At 45.1% G+C, this 16,575-nt stretch carries 16 protein-coding genes; 11 read left to right on the top strand and 5 right to left on the bottom strand.

The genetic code is table 11. The features are described from left to right. Positions 1–65: 65 nt before the first annotated feature. Positions 66–1,586 (bottom strand): glutamate--tRNA ligase, encoded by a 1,521-nt coding sequence (gene gltX, locus BC343_RS09245; RefSeq protein WP_078347496.1) that lies wholly within the window; start codon positions 1,584–1,586, stop codon positions 66–68. 216 nt (positions 1,587–1,802) lie between these two features. Between gltX and BC343_RS09240 the strand changes: the two genes are divergently transcribed. Further along, complete coding sequence (locus tag BC343_RS09240) at positions 1,803–3,023, top strand: sensor histidine kinase (RefSeq protein ID WP_078347495.1); 1,221 nt, start codon at positions 1,803–1,805, stop codon at positions 3,021–3,023. Further along, positions 2,998–3,513 (top strand): DinB family protein, encoded by a 516-nt coding sequence (locus tag BC343_RS09235; RefSeq protein WP_238381735.1) that lies wholly within the window; start codon positions 2,998–3,000, stop codon positions 3,511–3,513. The genes BC343_RS09240 and BC343_RS09235 overlap by 26 nt, the downstream gene beginning before the upstream one ends. A 58-nt stretch (positions 3,514–3,571) precedes the next feature. On the opposite strand, the gene BC343_RS09230 is transcribed toward BC343_RS09235, so the two are convergent. Next, positions 3,572–3,946, bottom strand: a complete 375-nt coding sequence (locus BC343_RS09230; RefSeq protein WP_078347494.1) for a DUF6249 domain-containing protein — start codon at positions 3,944–3,946, stop codon at positions 3,572–3,574. A gap of 380 nt (positions 3,947–4,326) precedes the next feature. Here BC343_RS09230 and BC343_RS09225 point away from each other — a divergent pair, with 380 nt between their 5' ends. The 8 genes from BC343_RS09225 to BC343_RS09195 all read left to right on the top strand — a co-directional run bounded on the left by BC343_RS09225 (position 4,327) and on the right by BC343_RS09195 (position 10,499). Beyond that, entirely contained in the window at positions 4,327–4,656 is a 330-nt protein-coding gene (locus BC343_RS09225) for an ArsR/SmtB family transcription factor (RefSeq protein WP_078347493.1), read from the top strand. A 38-nt stretch (positions 4,657–4,694) separates the two neighbouring features. After that, positions 4,695–5,507, top strand: coding sequence for an arsenite methyltransferase (locus BC343_RS09220; protein WP_078347583.1), 813 nt, complete (start codon positions 4,695–4,697; stop codon positions 5,505–5,507). 2 nt (positions 5,508–5,509) lie between these two features. Continuing rightward, a complete protein-coding gene (locus BC343_RS30980) occupies positions 5,510–5,680 on the top strand; it encodes a hypothetical protein (protein WP_156088744.1) in 171 nt (56 codons plus the stop codon). An 8-nt stretch (positions 5,681–5,688) separates the two neighbouring features. Next, positions 5,689–6,108, top strand: coding sequence for an arsenate reductase ArsC (locus BC343_RS09215; protein ID WP_078347492.1), 420 nt, complete (start codon positions 5,689–5,691; stop codon positions 6,106–6,108). 123 nt (positions 6,109–6,231) lie between these two features. After that, positions 6,232–6,813 (top strand): RNA polymerase sigma factor, encoded by a 582-nt coding sequence (locus tag BC343_RS09210; RefSeq protein ID WP_078347491.1) that lies wholly within the window; start codon positions 6,232–6,234, stop codon positions 6,811–6,813. A gap of 5 nt (positions 6,814–6,818) precedes the next feature. After that, the gene (locus BC343_RS09205; protein WP_143822123.1) at positions 6,819–7,319 is read left to right on the top strand and encodes an anti-sigma factor; all 501 of its coding nucleotides are present in this window, start codon (positions 6,819–6,821) and stop codon (positions 7,317–7,319) included. Positions 7,320–7,890: 571 nt separating this feature from the next. After that, positions 7,891–9,411 (top strand): phospholipase D-like domain-containing protein, encoded by a 1,521-nt coding sequence (locus BC343_RS09200; RefSeq protein ID WP_202909757.1) that lies wholly within the window; start codon positions 7,891–7,893, stop codon positions 9,409–9,411. 233 nt (positions 9,412–9,644) lie between these two features. After that, positions 9,645–10,499: a DUF2911 domain-containing protein gene (locus BC343_RS09195; RefSeq protein WP_078347489.1), complete on the top strand. Its 855-nt coding sequence runs from the start codon at positions 9,645–9,647 to the stop codon at positions 10,497–10,499. A 53-nt stretch (positions 10,500–10,552) separates the two neighbouring features. Here BC343_RS09195 and BC343_RS09190 read toward each other — a convergent pair whose 3' ends face one another. Both BC343_RS09190 and BC343_RS09185 read right to left on the bottom strand, forming a co-directional pair. Then, positions 10,553–12,247 carry a sodium:solute symporter gene (locus BC343_RS09190; RefSeq protein ID WP_078347488.1) on the bottom strand — a complete coding sequence of 565 codons (1,695 nt, stop codon included), beginning with the start codon at positions 12,245–12,247 and terminating at the stop codon, positions 10,553–10,555. Positions 12,248–12,355: 108 nt separating this feature from the next. After that, the gene (locus BC343_RS09185) at positions 12,356–12,541 is read right to left on the bottom strand and encodes a hypothetical protein (RefSeq protein WP_078347487.1); all 186 of its coding nucleotides are present in this window, start codon (positions 12,539–12,541) and stop codon (positions 12,356–12,358) included. Positions 12,542–12,781: 240 nt separating this feature from the next. On the opposite strand from BC343_RS09185, the gene BC343_RS09180 reads away from it, so the two are divergent. After that, positions 12,782–15,643, top strand: a complete 2,862-nt coding sequence (locus BC343_RS09180; protein ID WP_078347486.1) for a M16 family metallopeptidase — start codon at positions 12,782–12,784, stop codon at positions 15,641–15,643. Between the two features lie 194 nt (positions 15,644–15,837). Here BC343_RS09180 and BC343_RS09175 read toward each other — a convergent pair whose 3' ends face one another. Beyond that, entirely contained in the window at positions 15,838–16,455 is a 618-nt protein-coding gene (locus BC343_RS09175) for a hypothetical protein (protein ID WP_078347485.1), read from the bottom strand. Between the last annotated feature and the right edge of the window lie 120 nt (positions 16,456–16,575).

Below are 16,575 nucleotides of genomic sequence, written 5' to 3'. Positions count from 1 at the left end.
AAGTTTGCAAAGCTTTGCGCTTCTTTGCATTTTTTCTCTGCGGCCTTTGCGGTTAATTAGCCACCTTAAGCGGTAAACACCGCCAGCGCCAAATCTATCCTTTTTAAAGTCTCTGCCTCGCCTAATAAGGCTGCTATATCAAACACATGCGGGCCAAACTTACCACCTACCAGCATAATACGGAAAGGCAACATTACATCGCCAATTTTTAATCCTTTTGCTTCGGCAAGGGCTTTGAATTTAGCTTCCAGTTCGGCTGGTTCAAAAGTATCGGTGTTGCTGAATACTTCTTTTAGTTCGATGAAGAAATCCGTCTTAACATCTGTCCATTTAGGTTTCACCGAGTTTACATCGTACTCTAACGGTGCGCGGAAGAAGTAACCGGCCTGCTGGTAAAAATCAGCTACCATTATGCAGCGGTCTTTCACCATATCAATTATCTTCAGCAGGTATGCTTCTTTATTTATAGTGATGCCGTTGGCGGTTAATACCTCGGCTACTTTTACTTTCAGGCTTTCGGCCGGTGAGCGTTTTATCCACTCGGCATTGTACCATTTGGCTTTTTCGAAATCGAATTTAGCGCCGGCCTTGCTCACGCGGTCTATCGAGAATTTCTCTACCAGTTCATCCAGCGTAAATATTTCCTGGTCGGTGCCATCGTTCCAGCCCAGCATGGCCAGCAGGTTTACAAATGCGCCGGGCAAGAAGCCCAACTCGCGGAAACCCGGGGTAAGCTCATCGTTTTTGGCATCGTACCAATTCATGGCGAACACCGGGAAACCCAGGCGCGCGCCATCGCGCTTGCTTAGCTTGCCGTGCCCGTCGGGTTTTAATATCAGCGGCAAGTGTGCCCATTGCGGCATATCGGCCTTCCAGCCCAAATACTCCCAAAGCAGCAAATGTACCGGTGCCGATGGCAGCCATTCTTCGCCGCGGAAAGCGTGGGTTATTTTCATTAAATAGTCGTCGACCACCACGGCTAAGTGGTAGGTAGGCATACCGTCTGCCTTCAGTAATACTTTATCGTCAACCTGCGCGGTGTCAAAGCTCACGTGCCCGCGTATCATATCGGTAAAGCTCACTGTTTCGTTTTCCGGCATTTTTATACGGATAACGTGCGGCGTACCATTATGCAGCAAGGTTTCTACTTCGCTCAACGGCAGGCTCAGCGAATTACGCAATGTGCTACGGTGCGCATGCCCGTACTGAAAGTTTGGTATCTCTTTGCGTTTAGCATCCAGTTCTTCGGGCGTATCAAAAGCATAATAAGCGTGACCCTGGGCTACCAGGCGCTCTGCGTATTCGCGGTATATGGGTTTGCGTTCGGTTTGGCGGTAGGGGGCATACTGGCCACCTTTTGCCGGGCTTTCATCAGGTATCAGCCCGCACCAGGCAAGGCAATCGTTAATATATTTTTCGGCGCCCTCTACGTAACGGGTTTGGTCGGTATCTTCAATACGCAGCACAAAATCGCCGCCATGCTGTTTGGCGAACAGGTAGTTAAACAAAACGGTACGCACACCACCCAGGTGTAAACCACCGGTAGGGCTCGGCGCAAAACGGACTCTTACTTTCTTTTCAGGCATAGTGGGGCAAAGATAAGTTTTAAGTCGGAAAGTCTTAAGTGGGAAGTCAGAAGTCGGAAAGTCCGCGGTCCGAAAGCCCAAAGAAAGGACAGGAATACGACACTATTCATCTTTCGGACTTTCCCAACTTACCGACTTCGGACTCTCAAATAAAAACATTTTACGTACTTTGCCGCTTCTTCGGACTTACCGACTTCGGACCTCCGACTTTAAAAAATGAATCCATACCAACAAAAACGCCGATGGAAATATTCGCTGCTTGCATTTGCGGTAGTTATTGCCAGTGGTTCGTTGCTATATACCAGCTATCTTGTAAAAAACATTGCCAAATCTGAGCGTACCCGCGCACAGGTATGGGCCATGAGTATGCGGCAGATGCTATCGTCGGACGATAACGACTTCCTGAACTATGTACTGGCCGTTCGCGATAGCTCGGTGGTGCCGGCTTTGGTGGTGGATTCTAAAGGCGAGTTTCAGCTTACCCGTGGGCTCGATACCACTAAAACCTTCATTAAATTAGACGAAGCCGAACTAAAGGAAAAACACCAGAAATACGACCCTGAATATTTTAAGCAGGAGCTGGAATACATGAAAAGCCAGCACGAACCTATACAGCTTACGGTACTGAAGGAACCTTGGTTCGTTTACTATAAAGACTCGCCCCTGCTTACGCAGTTAAAGATATTCCCGTATATACAGCTTACCGTTATCGCTATATTTTTAATGGTGGCGTATACGGCCTTCAGCTCCTCGCGCAAATCGGAACAGAACCAGGTTTGGGTGGGGCTTGCTAAAGAAACCGCACACCAGTTGGGTACACCTATATCATCGCTGATGGCCTGGATAGAACTGATAAAAGATAAGTTCGACGCCGAAAACGACCCGCTGATGGCGGAGATGGAGAACGACGTAAAAAGGCTGGAGATAGTGGCCGACCGTTTCTCCAAGATAGGTTCGGTACCCAAACTGGAAACCCAGCCTGTGTACGATGTGGTGAAAGATTTTGTAGACTACTTTAAAGTACGCGTGAGCGACAAGATCAGTTTTGAGCTTACGGGCAACCAGGCATTATTCGCCGGGCTGAATGTACCCCTGTTTGATTGGGTGTTGGAGAATTTGCTAAAGAATGCCGTTAACGCGATTGACGGCACGGGGAGCATTAAGGTAAACATTAGCGGCAACCGCGCCAAAAAACAGGTTTTTATAGATGTGTCGGATACGGGCAAAGGTATCCCCCGTTCTAAGTTCGAAACCGTGTTTCAGCCGGGGTACACTACGCGCAAAAGGGGCTGGGGTTTAGGCCTATCGCTCACCAAGCGTATGATAAATAATTACCACAACGGGCAGATATTTGTGCGCGACTCGGAAGTGGGAAAAGGCACCACCTTTAGGATAGTATTAAAAAGTTTAAATGATGATAGCACGCCCGCAACCTAACGAGTACCCGGTATTTGCCGGTACGTATGTAAACATGGTACCCGATGGTGCTGATGTAATGCAGTTATTAACCGATTCGCTTACTGACACCTACGAGTTGTTTACCAACCTGCCTGAAGAGAAAGCGCTGTATGCTTACGCCGAAGGGAAGTGGACCATTAAAGAAGTGTTGGGCCACATCATAGATACCGAAAGGGTATTTGCCTTCCGTGCCTTTTGCATATCGCGCGAGCCTGCCGTATTGCCGGGCTTCGACCAGGATACCTACGTGAACGGCACCGATTACAACAGCCGTAGCTTAAAGGACCTTGCAGACGAATTTAAGATCACCCGCTTATCTAACCTGTATGTATTCCGTAATTTAACCGAAGCGCAGATAAACAACTGGGGTACATCTAACGACAACCCTATTACCGTCCGCGCACTGGTTTACATGGCAGCCGGGCACGAATTGCACCACCTGCGGATATTGAAGGAAAGATATTTATAAACAACAAATGCCCCGAAAATTTCGGGGCATTTGTGTTTTGTAAAGGTTTTGCGCGGGCTTATTCTTTTTCGTTAGTGTAGAGCTCTTTCTTCTCGATGCGGTAAGAAAGAACCAGGCCCAGGCCACCGAAGATAGCTACTAAAGCAAAGTAGATGGCCGCATTCTCCCCGTCTTCATAACGGTTTGCGCCGGCAAATACGGTGCGGTCGAGCAAGAAGGCCAGGAACAACCCAAGGCCTGCGCCTACCAGCAGTAAACCCCATTTTAAATTCTGATAAGGAGCAGGTTGCGGTTTGTAGCTGCGAGGGTCCATCCCTCTTTCTATCATCGCTAATTTTTCGCGACGGCTTAAATAGATGCCACCAAATATGGTAGCGAAGAAGCTTATAATGGCAATGATGCCTGCCAGTATGCCTAAGTTTGCGGTTTCCATGATATTTTAAATTTATAAGTGTGTAATTTTTGTTTTCAAAACCACCACCACGGTGTATTTGTAAGCTATGACCACACGTTTTTTGATCAGGTTACACCCTGAGTGAAAATAATTTCGGAATATTTCTTTGCTGCTGACTTTGTGTTACTCTATCGAATGCTATCTTTATATTGCAATGGCTTCCAAAGTATTACATATCAAAAACCCTTCGCAGCGCGTGTTGGAGCTGGTTAGAAAGCTTGAAGCGGATAAAAACGCGAAGAAAGCTGCTTTGCGCGCGTCCCAGCGCATGCGATCCTCAGAAGAATAAGCCTGTTATTTATTTTAAGCGACTTTTACCCTTGCATTTAAAATATTAATCGTAATATTGCGATAGATATATGGGCGTTACTAAATCAGAAATATATACCGAAGAGCAGAACACACTGGCCAACCAATTAAAGGCCATTGCACACCCTGCCCGCATTGCCATTTTGCAGGAACTGATAAAAGCTAATGCCTGTATTTGCGGCGACCTGGTTTTGGAGTTGGGCCTGGCGCAGGCTACCATATCGCAGCACTTAAAAGAACTAAAAAAAGTAGGGTTGATACAGGGCACTATTGAAGGGGTAAGCGTTTGCTACTGTATTGAACCAAAGGCATGGGCAGCATTGCAAAACGAGTTAAATAAGCTTTTCGCATCGTATAAAGTAAGTAATACCTGCTGTTAAAATTTTTTACACAAATCAATCGTAATATTACAATGAATATGGAAGCTAACGACAAACTAAAAGAAATTGTAAGGCAGAAGTATAGCAGCATTGCTTTGCAGGATAAAGAAACCAACCAGGCATCGTGCTGCGGCGCGGGTGGCTGCTCAACCGAGGTGTATAATATCATGAGCGACGATTACACCGAAATGCAAGGTTATAACCCGGATGCCGACCTTGGCCTGGGCTGCGGGCTGCCCACGCAATTCGCACAAATAAAAAAAGGCGATGTGGTGATAGACCTTGGCAGCGGTGCAGGCAACGATTGCTTTATAGCCCGCGCCGAAACCGGCGAAACAGGTAAGGTTATCGGTATCGACTTTACGCCCGCTATGATAGAAAAAGCCATTGCAAATGCCGCAAAATTGGGCTTTGATAATGTGGAGTTCCGCCGGGGCGATATAGAAGAAATGCCCGTAGCATCTGATATGGCAGATGTAATTGTTAGCAACTGCGTATTAAACCTGGTGCCCAATAAAGATGCAGTGTTAAAAGAGATCTACCGTGTATTAAAGCCCGGCGGACACTTCAGTATATCTGACATTGTATTGGTTGGCGCCCTGCCTGATGCCTTGCGCCAAGATGCCGAAATGTACGCCGGCTGCGTTGCGGGTGCTATTCAGAAAGATGCTTACCTGCAGCTGATAACCAACAATGGTTTTAAGGGTATAACCATCCAGAAAGAAAAGGTTATTGTAATACCCGATGATATCCTGAACAAATACCTGGATATACCGGAGCTGGAAAGCTTTAAGGCAGGTAGTACAGGAATATTCAGCGTAACCGTATTTGCCGAAAAGCCAATAGTATAATAATGAAAAATGCTTCACTTAACGGTGCCGGCCACGCTTCGGCCTGGCTGCGTACTAAAGGTTATCAATACCGTAAACCGCTGATCATAACAACTTCGGTACTCATACTTCAATTATTATTTGGCTGGGATGCCAAGTTTTGCATCATTAACATCATCTGGTTATTTGTATAAAGCTTTACATGAAAAATATACTGGTACTATGCACCGGCAATAGCTGCCGCAGCCAAATTGCCGAGGGTTATTTAAAATACTTTGCAGGCAACATAGCCAACATTTACAGCGCGGGTATAGAAACCCATGGCGTTAACCCGCGCGCCATCGAGATCATGAAGCGTGACGGCATCGATATTTCCTCACACACCTCCAACAATGTGAACGAATACCTCGGTGTCGATTTCGATTTTGTAATAACCGTTTGCGACAACGCCAAAGAAAGCTGCCCTTACTTCCCCACGCGGGCAGTTAAATTACACTACAACTTCCCCGACCCGGCCAAGGCACAAGGTACCGAAGAACAGGTGATGGAACAATTCCGCGCCGTGCGCGAGCTGATACGCCAATACATCCAAAACTTTGTGAACAACAACCTGAAGGGTTAGCCTTTTTTTCCTTTGCTAAGCAATTCAAATAGAGGTACATTTATACAAATCGTAATTCGAAAATCTAAAATCGTAAATTAGAGTGTAACCTAAGCTTCCATCGTGTAGTCAGAGAGGTTGTATATGCAAAGCAAGCTTTCGGATATAGAATTGATAGAGCAAACATTGGCGGGTAACCAGGCGGCCTATGCCGATCTGGTTAAACGGCACCAGCGCTTTGTGTTTACACTGGCCATGCGTTTTGCAAAGACCCGCGAAGATGCCGAGGAGATAGCGCAGGATTGCTTTGTGAAGGCTTACCGCAATTTGGCAAGCTTTCAGCAGCAGAGCAAATTCAGTACTTGGCTGTATAGCATAGTGTATACAACTTCCATGACATTCTTGAGAAAGAAGCGCGTGGATACTTCATCTATAGACGATGATGAAGGCTATATACAGATAGAGGGTAAACCCAGCGCCTACGATGCGCACAACATCGAGAACAAATCGAGGTCGTTTTACCTAAACCAGGCTATTGAGCAGTTGCTGCCCGACGATGCCGCCGTAATAACTTTATTTTACAAAGGCGAGCAGAGTTTGGAAGAAATTGCCCAAACATTGGGTATGGAAGCCAACACCGTAAAGGTGAAACTATTTAGGGCACGCCAGCGTTTGAAAGAAAAGCTGGAGCGCAATTTAAAACACGAAGTTAAGGAGTTGATATGAACCACATGGAAGAACAACTTTGGAGTTATATTGATGGCACCTGCACACCCGCCGAGGAGCAGGCCATTACAAAGCTCATAGCACAGGATGAAGCTTATAGCTTAAAGTACGCTGAGCTGCTAAAGCTGAACGAAGAGTTCGGCACGATGGAACTGGACGAGCCATCTATGGCGTTTACCTACAATGTGATGGAAAGCATCCGTACCGAAAATGCCATGCAACCGCTTAAAGCAACTATCAACAAGCGTATCATATGGGGTATAGCTGCATTTTTCATCGTCTCGATACTGGTGCTGCTGGGCGTTGCCTTCGGTAGTATGGATTGGACGGTGCGGGGCGGAAATACCACTTTTGATGTTAAAATACCCCAGCAGTTAGATGCCACGCACGTAAAAAGTTTCTTCTCGGGAAGCATTGTAAAAGGTTTCCTGTTTTTTGATGTGGTAATGGGATTATTTTTGTTTGATGCTTATTTGCGTAGAAAACGAGACGTTAAGCAACACTAATTGTGTACAAGTGTGGACGTTTTTGCTGACACCACTGACATTAACTGTAAAAATTACACTAAGCAAGGCTGTCAATACTGCAAATACAGCATGTTAAGTAACAAATAAAATACGGTTAAACATTTATTTTATTTTGGTATAGTATTTGTAATATACTTCACGGACCGGCGACTCTGCCGGTTAATTGTGATAAGGTTTAGGTTGAAAGTCCCCCGGAGCAAGTCTGGGGGGCTTTTATTTTTTATGGTGACAAGTAATTTTGATTCCTGTAGCAGTCATTTTGCGAAATAAAGTTTGATAAGTATTTAAATCGCAGAAAATTAATATGTTATAAAAAATTATTTGCTAAATCAAAGAAAATGTTGAGTAACTTAACAGGCAAATTTAAAACCTTATGAGATCACAATTAATTACCAACGCGATGTTAAAGGGGCGCGCGTATGCCGGCACTTATGTTGTAGTCCTTGCTTGGGACTTTTTAACGCCTAATCAGGTAAATACCGATAATTTGCTTGGTTTCTAAATCGAGCGAACTGAGTATAAAAATGGCGTACCTACCGAGCGCTACTGGATGAAAGGTATCAAACGATTTAAAAATAAGGACGTAGGCCTTGCGCCGGGTACTCCTGTTAATACTTCAGACCACCCGATACAATCGTTTCAATGGTGTGATTATACAGCTAAAGCAAATCATCATTATTCATTTCGAATAGTTCCTGCTTACGGCACGGTAAAGTTTATGAAACTTGATGATGAGAATTCTCTTGAAATTGCGATAAATACGGAGTTAGAAATGGAAGCGGAAGGCAATTCTATTGATAATAAAAAAGGCCATGATATTTTCTTTAATCGCGGAGTTATTGGTTCTCAGGCCTATGCAAGGGAATTCGGCAATGCGCCTCCTGATGAAAATGAGCCCTTTTCAAAAGAGATGGTATGGCTTTCACGAGGCTTATTCGAAGCTTTAACCGGCTTCATTGCATTGGCAAAGAGTGAAGAATACTCCCTTAGGGCTGCCTTGTATGAATTTCATTACCTCCCCGTAGCTGTTGCATTTGCGAAAAGTGCCGAAGCCGGGGCTGATGTGAAAATAGTATATGATGCCGAAAGTAGTTATAAGGTGAGTAGCTTGGAAACTATCGAAGCTGCCGGCCTCGACAAAATAAAAGCGGTTATAAAAAGAACTGTTTCAGAAGGTATAAGGCATAATAAATTTATAGTGCTATTACATAAGGATGAACCAGTTGCAGTATGGACCGGGTCGACAAATATTTCAGCGGGGGGGATTTTTGGACAATCGAATGTTGGCCATATTGTATGGGACAGTGATATAGCTCGATCATACTTGAAATATTGGAAACATCTTTCAGAAAACATCCCTTCAAGGAAAATAAGGGCACTTAACCAAGCAGATTCACCCATACCTAAAGGATTACCGGATAGGAATTCGATTTTTCCGGTATTCAGTGCAAGGGACGAAGACGACGATAATACAACCCTTCAATGGTACGCCGATTTGATGGACAGTGCAAAAAAATTAATGTGTATAACTTTCGCCTTTAATATCGACGAAGTGTTTCAAAAGGTAATACAAAAACAAAATGATGTGTTGCGTTATATCGTAAAGGATGACGACCTTGGCAAAAATGAAATTATTGGCCAGGACAACGATGTGCTTTTTGCTGCAGGAGGACACTTTGGCAAGAAATCACTATTCAATTTTCGGGAAGAGCGGGATAACCCACTTAACGTAAACGATTATATTCATAATAAGTTTATGCTCATAGACCCCCTAAGCGAAGACCCGATAGTAGTTACTGGTTCAGCCAACTTCAGTAGGCCATCTCAGCGGATCAACGATGAAAATATGCTGGTTATACGAGGAGATACGCGAGTGGCAGATATTTATTTTGGCGAATTTATGAGGATATTTGACCATCATTATGCCCGCTACATTTTCAAAAAACTTACAGAGAATAACAAAAACAACCCTGATGCCGGCTATTTAAAACCTGACAATTCTTGGATCGCGTCGCATTTTAACCGGCAAAGCTACAAATCGAAACGAAGGGAGTATTTTATTTCGGGGTAGTGCGCGGTGTTAATAGCTTTTGATACTAACAGTTGGAAAAATATAGGAGCGATTTAAGAATAGGCATTATTAGTTCAAACGCCCATTGTGGAGAGTTGAACTAATAATGTTTTTGAAAGAAGATGCCCTCCCATTTGTATTACTTTTACTGTATTGCACTACACTGTCGCAAAATTCATTTCATTTAAAATTCATACAACAATTGTTACCTTAGTGTTTAAATTAAGCCACTAATGAAGAACGCCTATTGTTGCCTTTGTGCAATTTTGCTTGCCTGTTTTACTTCTTTCAGCAGCCTTGCACAGGAACTCCGTATACCCGAAGCCAGCTCTACGCAAACCATTATACAGGATTTTGGCCTTGGTAAAATAACCCTTACATACTCCCGCCCCAACGTAAAAGGCCGCAAAATATTCGGTGGCATAAACCCGTTTGGCCAGGTTTGGCGTACGGGTGCAAATGCTGCAACAACCATTACGTTTACCGAAAATGTAATTGTAGAAGGCAACAAAGTACCCGCCGGTACCTACGCACTGTTCAGCATTCCCGAAGAAAACGAGTGGACCATCATCCTGAACAAAACCGCAAGGCAATGGGGTGCGTATAGCTACAAACAGGAAGACGACCTGCTGCGTTTCAAAGTAAAGTCGCGCCCGGTTGATGAGAAACGTGAATCGCTTACCATGCAGTTTGCAAACTCTACCACCAAATCTACCGACTTGTATATTGTTTGGGACCACACCGCTGTGCCTATCCATATGCAAACCGATGACGATGCGCAAATTACTGCCAACATCGAAAAATTAATGCTGGGCGATAAAGCTAAGCGCCCTTACTTTAATGCCATACAATACTTTTACGAAAACGATAAGGACCTTAACCTGGCCATGAAATGGGCCTTAGAGGCCGAGCAAATGGAGCCCAATGGCCCCTGGTATAAATTATGGAAAGCCCGTATCCAGTTAAAAATGGGTGATAAGGCAAAAGCCATAGCTACCGCCCAGGAAGGTGTTAAAATTGCCCTTGCGACCAATGATGATGAGTACGTTCGATTGAATGAGGCGGTAATTAACCAGGCTAAAAATTAAGAGAATAAAAGATTGATCTTTATAGAGGCGCGATACTTCGCGCCTTTTTTGTTTTAGGCCGTTTGTGGTTTAGGCTTCATAAACAGGTTAATTATAGCCGCCAATATGATCACCATAAAACAACCTATGGGGTTTAGCCATAAATAAGCCACCGTGTTTTTATAGCCCATGTAACAAATAATAGCCTCGCTAAGTACCGCCGCAACAAAAACAGGCGTGCCCTTTATTTTTTTGAAGAAGAAGGCCACAACAAAAACGCCAAGCACTGTGCCATAAATATACGAGCCAAGCAGGTTAACGGCTTCCAGCAGGTTGCCAATTTTACCTGCATACAGCGCCATGCCAATACAAAACAGCCCCCAAAATATAGTTGCCACGCGCGATGCGTTTACATAGCTTTTATCGGACGCGTTGGGGTTAACAATGCGCTTATAAATATCTACCGCGGTAGTTGATGCCAGCGAGTTTAGCCCGCTTGCGGTGGAGCCCATGGAGGCTAAAAATATAACGGCTATCAGCAAACCGATTAACCCTTGCGGCAAATACTGCGTAACAAAGGTGAGGAATACGTAGTTGGTGTCATCCGTATTGGCTTTGCTGTTGTTTTGTTTTATAACGGCAATGGCGTCGTTACGTATCTGCCCGGCGGCTTTGTTAAGACCCATCAGTTCAGTTTTGGCACGGCTTATTTTTGTAGCATCGTGGCCGTCTATAGCTTTGGCAAGTTCGTTGGCTTTGGCTTTTCGTTTATCGAAGGTTTTGTTATAATCGGCTTCCAGTTTGTTAAACTGCGGCGCATAATTGCTCTGCTTTACTTGCTCAACCTCGTAGTTGTTAAAAAAAACAGGTGGCTGGTTAAACTGGTAAAAGCTGAAAACCAGCACGCCAACCAGCAGTATCATAAACTGCATGGGTATTTTCAACAGCCCGTTCATAATGAGCCCCAGCCGGCTTTGCTCTACCGAGCTGCCGGTAAGGTATCGGCCAACCTGGCTTTGGTCGGTACCGAAATAGGCCAATTGTAAAAAGAAACCGCCGATGATGCCGCTCCAGATATTGTAGCGGTTATTGGGGTCAAATTTCCAGTCGATAACATTCATCTTACCCAAATTACCCGCGAGCTTTATCGACTTAATAAAGCCGACATCCCCCGGCATCAGCATCACTACAAAAGCGCCCGCCAAAAACATCCCGCCAAAAATAATGCTCATTTGTAGTAGCTGGGTGTACGATACCGCCTTGGCGCCCCCATAAACGGTGTAAAACAACACCAGCCCGCCTATAAATAAAGTGGTGTAGGTAGTATTGATATGCAATATACCCGACAGGATAATAGAAGGAGCGTAAATAGTGATACCGGTAGATAGCCCGCGTTGTATAAGGAACAGCAGCGATGTGAGCGTGCGGGTCTTCAGGTCGAACCTGCTTTCTAAAAACTCATAGGCCGTGTAAACCTTCAGTTTGTGGAAGATGGGCACAAATGTTACGCAAAGCACTATAGTGGCCAGCGGCAGCCCGAAATAGAACTGCACAAAGCGCATCCCATCGGTATACGCCTGCCCGGGTGCCGAAAGAAAAGTGATGGCGCTGGCCTGCGTGGCCATTACCGATAGCCCAACGTGGTACCAGGGCAACGAACGGCTGCCCAGGTACTCGTCGATATTTTTATTGGCGCCGCTTTTAAAAACGCCATAAATAACTATGGCCAGCAAGGTGCCGGCAAGAACTATCCAGTCGGTAAGGCTCATTCAAAATAATTGGTAATGAGCGAAAATACAATAATTAAAAAAACCAGCCATACAAGCACAATGCCGTAAAACTGGTTCCAGTTTTTTATGAATGACGGGAGGCTTTCGCTATACCTCTTCACGGCCTCTTACGAGGAATTTGATGAATACAGCAGCAGTAAGCAAGCCGAAAACGCCACCTACAGGTATCCAGATAAAGCCACGGTCAACTATAGCGCCTACAAATACGCCGCTGATAAGGGCAACCAGGTAAAATATGTAATCAAAGTTTTTTTCTTCTTCGTGATGCGACATGGTATTCGTTATTAAATGTTTCACCGCAAATTTATATTATTAAACGGTTGGTGCCTAATTCAATTTGTTAAATTATGCTTTGGCAAAGCTATGTTAAGCTTTTGTGCCCTGCTTGTTTTTGTTTTGTTAAAAAATGTTAAATCGTGCGGCTTGGGTTTAAGCTTAGTGTATTTAGGCTCAAAACCATTTGTAAAGCCATTTTTCGTTTCGCATCTTAGCATTCTCATTCTTAATTGATTTATGAACCTTAGTAAACACTTTTCTGTTACCCTGGCAGTTGTTGCGGTTGCTGCAACAAGCAGCATTGCCCAGGTTAAAAGAAAACCCACGCCTTCGCCAAAAAGCAAACCTGTTGCCGCTGTACCGGTGGTAAAGCCAACCGTGTTACCAACCGATCAGGATGTACTCATAGGTAAACTGCCCAACGGCCTTACCTATTACATACGCCACAACGAGCAACCAAAAAACCGCGCCGAGCTTTACTTGGTAGTAAAAGCCGGCTCTATACTGGAAACCGATGCCCAGCAAGGGCTTGCCCACTTTACCGAGCACATGGCCTTTAACGGCACGCGCGATTTCCCGAAGAACGAATTGGTAAATTACCTGCAAAAATCGGGCGTACGTTTTGGTGCCGATCTAAATGCGCGTACATCTTTCGACGAAACCATATACCAACTGCCATTACCGACTGATAGCGCCGAAGTATTCAAAAATGGCTTCAACATTTTGGCTAACTGGGCCGGCTATGTAACCTTCGACCAAAGTGAGCTTGATAAAGAGCGTGGCGTGGTGCTGGAAGAGCAACGCCTGCGCGGTAAAAACGCGCAAGAGCGTTTAAGCCTGCAAACCCTGCCTGTGTTGCTGAACAACTCGCGCTATGCATCGCGCTTACCTATTGGGCAGGAGAGTGTATTGAAAACCTTTGATGCCGCTACCATTAAAAGCTTCTACCACGATTGGTACCGCCCCGATTTGCAGGCGGTAATTGCCGTGGGTGATTTTGATGTGAAGACGGTTGAAGAACTGATAAAAAACAAATTTTCGGGGCTTACTAACCCTGCCGGTGAAAAACCAAGGGCAATATATAACGTGCCTGCAGCACCCGGTACTGTAGTGAAGATCGCTACCGATGCTGAGTTCCCATACACACTTGCGCAAATTGTGGTTAAGCACCCGGCAAGAGTAGTGAAAACTACTACAGATTATATGCACGATGTACGTGTAAACCTGTTCAACTACATGATGAGCCAGCGTTTAGACGAGTTGCAGCGCAAGCCCGATCCACCATTTTTGTATGCCAGGGCCAGCTACTCAGCATTGGTGGCCAAGCAGGATGCTTTCTCGGCAGTAGTGGTTGCCAAACCCGGCGACCTGCAAAATGCTGTTAAAACCCTGGTTGGCGAAACCGAGCGCGCACGCAAATTTGGTTTTACGTTAACCGAGTTAGAACGTGCCAAGCAAGCTACGCTTGTGCAAATGCAAAACGCCTTTAACGAACGCGATAAAACCAACTCGGCAAATTTTGTGCGCCAGTATAGCCAGCACTTTATTACCGGCGAAGCTATCCCGGGTATCGATTTCGAGTACAATTTTATTGCAAGCAACATTAATAAAATTGGCACTGCCGATATGAACGCCATGGCTGCCCAGGTGATTACCGAACAAAACCGCGTTATAATTGTTGAAGGCCCCGAAAAAGACAAGGATAAACTGCCCGACGAAAAAACACTTTTAACCTGGGTAAATACCGCCGGTGCCGGCGTTACGGCTTATGTGGATAACGTTACCATTAGGCCGCTGATGGAAAAGTTACCCACACCGGGCAAAATAGCCAGCGAAACAACCGATGAGGCTATTGGTACTACCACGCTTGTTCTGGAAAACGGACTTACCGCAATACTAAAACCTACGCAGTTTAAAAACGATCAGATACTGATAAACGGCTATAGTTTTGGCGGTACATCGCTGGCCAGCGATGCCGATTTTACTTCGGCTAACCTGGCAGCGCCAATTATTGGCGGTAGCGGTATTGCCGATTTTAACCAGGGACAATTGGAGAAAATGCTGGCAGGTAAAAACGTGAACGTGAGCCCGTATATAGCAGATGCTACGCAGGGCATAAGCGCCAGCGCCTCACCGCGCGATTTTGAAACCGCCATGCAGCTTATTTACCTGTACTTTACCCAGCCGCGTAAGGATGAAGATATTTGGAAAGGCAACATCAGCCAAACACGATCGATACTGACTAACCGTGGCTTAGACCCGTCGAGCGTTTACCAGGATACGGTTTCGGCAGTATTGGGCAACTACAACATGCGCGCTATGGTTACCACATTGCCAAACCTCAATGCAGCCACTTTAGATAAGGCCTATAGCTTTTTTAAAGACAGGTTTGCCGATGCCAGCGGCTTTACTTTCACCTTTGTAGGTAATTTTGATGTTGGCGTAATTAAACCTTACATCGAGGCATATTTGGGGTCGTTGCCATCTACCCGCAAAAAAGAAACATACCGCGACCTGAAGATATACCCACCTGCAGGCCAGTTAACCAAAACTGTATACAAAGGGCAGGATGATAAGAGTTCGGTACAGATGCTGTTCAGTGGAGATTACCAATATGGCGAAGCCAACAACATACAGATGGATGCCTTGGAAGAGGTGATGAACATAAAACTTACCGAGCGCCTGCGCGAACAGGAAAGTGGCGTTTACTCACCCGGTGTACGTATAACTTACAACAAAATACCGGCAGGCAGGTATACCGTAACCATTTACTTTACCTGCAGCAGCGCTAATGTTGATAAGCTTATTGCCGCCACCATGGACGAAATAAGCAAACTGAAGCTGAACGGCGCAACCGCTACCGATATACAAAAGTTTGTAGCCGAGGAAGCACGCTCTACCCAGGTGCAGTTAAAAGAGAATGTATTTTGGGCAGGCTACCTTGGCGGTTCATCGCAAAATGGCGAAAACGCTGCCGACATACTGAAACACGTAAGCAACCTGGAACAAATAACCGTAGAAAGCACCAAAGCAACGGCTACGAAATACTTAAACACCAGCAACCTCATCAAATTGATATTGATGCCGGAGAAAAAGTAAATTCGACGGATTAAGAATGTAAATGCCCGGTGAGTAGCCGGGCATTTTTTGTGTTAGAAAGTCATTTCACGCAAAGCCGCAAAGAAAAAAACAAGGTAAATGCCTCTTTTTTAATATGCCGGGCTTTGTGCTCCTTTGCGAAAACTTTGCGCCCTTTGCGGTTAAATAAAGAACAAGGAATAGCCACAAACACATTAATGCATATTCAAATAAGTATCCGCCGTTGAATTAGGCTGGTGTACCAGTATGCTCACGCATTCGCCGGCGCCATCGATCTCAAAAGAGATACCCCGGGCAATATCGGAGTATGTTTTAATGGTTTGCTCGTTTTTGTCTTTGTAGCTGTTTCCCTCTTTTAATTTATAGTACTTACCAATATCCTTCATGTTGTTGCCGGTGCTGATGTACTCGGCAGTTTTAAACCATGGCGAGGTGACAAGTATCTTCTTAATATGGCTCTTGTTCTCGTCCTTACCGCCCATATTGCGGTGGCTGAATACGCTGGTTTGATAACCGGTGGTATCATGGTTGGCATACCATGTGCTTAGTTGGCTGCCCATGGCTGCATCGCCTGTGTCGGGTTTGCCCAGCACCAGTATCACCGAATCTAAAGCTTCTCCCACCCTAATCTTGCCAATGCTTTCGCCGGGTTTTATCAATTGCTCAGCAGGGATGGCGCGTACTTCGGTAGTGTCGGGAAGGTCGGGTGCATCTGCTGTGTCAGCTGCATCGCTTGTTCCGTTACCTTTTTGCTTGCAGGCAGCTATAAGCACTATGGCAAAAAATATCATCAAACGCACGTAAGCCTTCATATCAAGTTATTTATGGTTGGTTATATACTATAACTAACATACGTTGCTTTTGTTGGGCTCGGGTTTTGTGCTGCATAAAATAAAGCGTAGAGTTTTGAAGCTATTGCAACTTATTACAAT

The organism is Mucilaginibacter pedocola (genome assembly GCF_002013915.1).
In the GTDB taxonomy this organism is placed as follows: Bacteria; Bacteroidota; Bacteroidia; order Sphingobacteriales; family Sphingobacteriaceae; genus Mucilaginibacter; species Mucilaginibacter pedocola.
This window is presented reverse-complemented; position numbering and strand designations above follow the sequence as displayed.